Raw genomic sequence first — 1851 nt, 5'->3', positions numbered from 1 at the left:
CAGCACAAATAGCAAATTGCCATCCAACTCTTGACCTCGAATTTGATTAACACTTTTTAAGAGACACTAGTGATATATAATCAATCTGGATAACCCGGGAACAATGACATTCAGTAATTAAAATAACAAAAACAGCATATGTTAATACTCATCATCGCAATTGTAGCAGTAATTGGAATCGTATGGCTCCAATTCAAGTGCTTCAACAGCACTAAGAAAGGGATTGAAGAGTTGAAAACCTTCTTTCCACCCATCGACAAAGTTGCATTAAAAGAATGCACGACTAACAAAGACGCAATTTCTGACCGATTTACATTGCGTCAGGTAGCTCAGAATCCTCCATCTAAAAAAGATGAGGTTGATATGACAGATGAGGACGTAAATGTCTCGCTGATTACAACTACCGGAGGCTCAAAATCTTTCAAAGAAGTTGTATTTGAGACAAATGAGTACCTCTGCAAGAATGTAGGCACATCAGCTGATTTAGGAGTTTTGCAGGATATTTGCGATAAAAAACTTGAGGTTAAGGAAAATGCTGTTAAGAGTACACTTAACCTACCTCTATTCGTGGGTCTTGGTGGTACTTTCATTGGTATCATAATCGGTGTAATCGGTTTTGCATTCGACCTGAATAGTTTGTTTGATTCGACATCGTCATCACCTGAAATTGAGCAAACCATCAATGCTCCTGTAGGTAATGAAAGTGTTCCTACAATCAGTGCGGTTGAATCTCAACAGACTGAACCATCAAGCGATGAGACAAACAGCCTTCAGTTTCTTCTCTATGGAATTGGTTGCGCCATGGCTGCATCTCTTTGTGGCTTGGTACTGATGGTTATAAATACCGCAATTAACTACCGAAAAGCAACAGCCGATCTTGACACCAAGAGGAATGAGTATTTTGACTTCCTTCGTAGAGAATTGATGCCTACTCTTGCAAACAGCATGAGTTCCAGCCTTAATTCACTGAAAAGTGTCTTAGGCCATTTTGTTGATAAGTTCGGAAAGAACCTTGATGCGTATGCTGATTCAGCAGAGCTTCTCAATGAGAATCTTGAAAAGCAACATCTTGTGCTGACTCAGATACAAGACATGGGTATGACACGAATGGCAAATCATGTGGCGTCTGCCTTTGTCCAACTTAATGAAGCAGCGGATGCCCTTAATACGTTCCATCAATATCAACAAGACCTGAATACGACTATTCATCAGGTACATGGCGGAGTCGCTCAAATTGACACTCTCATAGCAAAGTTTGATAACTTCATCTCAGCTCTTAGCTCAGTTGCGAATGCACAGGGCACAGCAATTGCACTTCAGCAGCAGTTTAAAGAGGCTATCGAACAGCATTTCCCCACCGGCGCAGATGGACGCGAAATGTGGCGTAAGGAGTTCGACAATCTACTTACTGACGCTCAGACTGTCAGCCGTCAGCTTAACTCCCAGTTGACCCAAAACACCAGCTATGTACAACAGTTTGTCTCGGACAATAGCAAGTTCTTCACAAGCTTTGATGAAATGCGTAGTGTATTGGCGGCATTAGTTGAATATTCAAAGGCACAGAGCGAATGTTACAAGGATCTCAAAGATGAAATTTTGAGCTTGCGTAAAGACACAAAAGATTCACAGAGAGAGACGGCGGAACTTCATAAATCGCTTCTTGAAGCGGTGAAGGCTATGACAAAGGCCGTAAAAGATTTGAAGGATTGATATGAAGAGACACGAAGATAACGGTTCCTTCTGGCTCAGTTATTCTGACCTTATGACCAGTATGTTCTTCACTAGTGTCTCTTAAAAAGTGTTAATCAAATTCGAGGTCAAGAGTTGGATGGCAATTTGCTATTTGTGCTG

Annotated in this window: 1 protein-coding gene; it reads left to right on the top strand. The window is 41.2% G+C overall.

What is annotated here, in order from left to right; genetic code table 11:
* Positions 1–138: 138 nt before the first annotated feature.
* Positions 139–1710, top strand: a complete 1572-nt coding sequence (locus tag JX312_RS12990) for a hypothetical protein (protein WP_204458349.1) — start codon at positions 139–141, stop codon at positions 1708–1710.
* The last annotated feature ends 141 nt before the right edge of the window (positions 1711–1851 follow it).

It is taken from the genome of Barnesiella sp. CU968, assembly GCF_905219685.1.
Taxonomy (GTDB): Bacteria; Bacteroidota; Bacteroidia; order Bacteroidales; family Muribaculaceae; genus Lepagella; species Lepagella muris_A.
The sequence above is the reverse complement of the archived record's forward strand: the minus strand, read 5'-3'. Positions and strand labels throughout refer to the sequence as shown.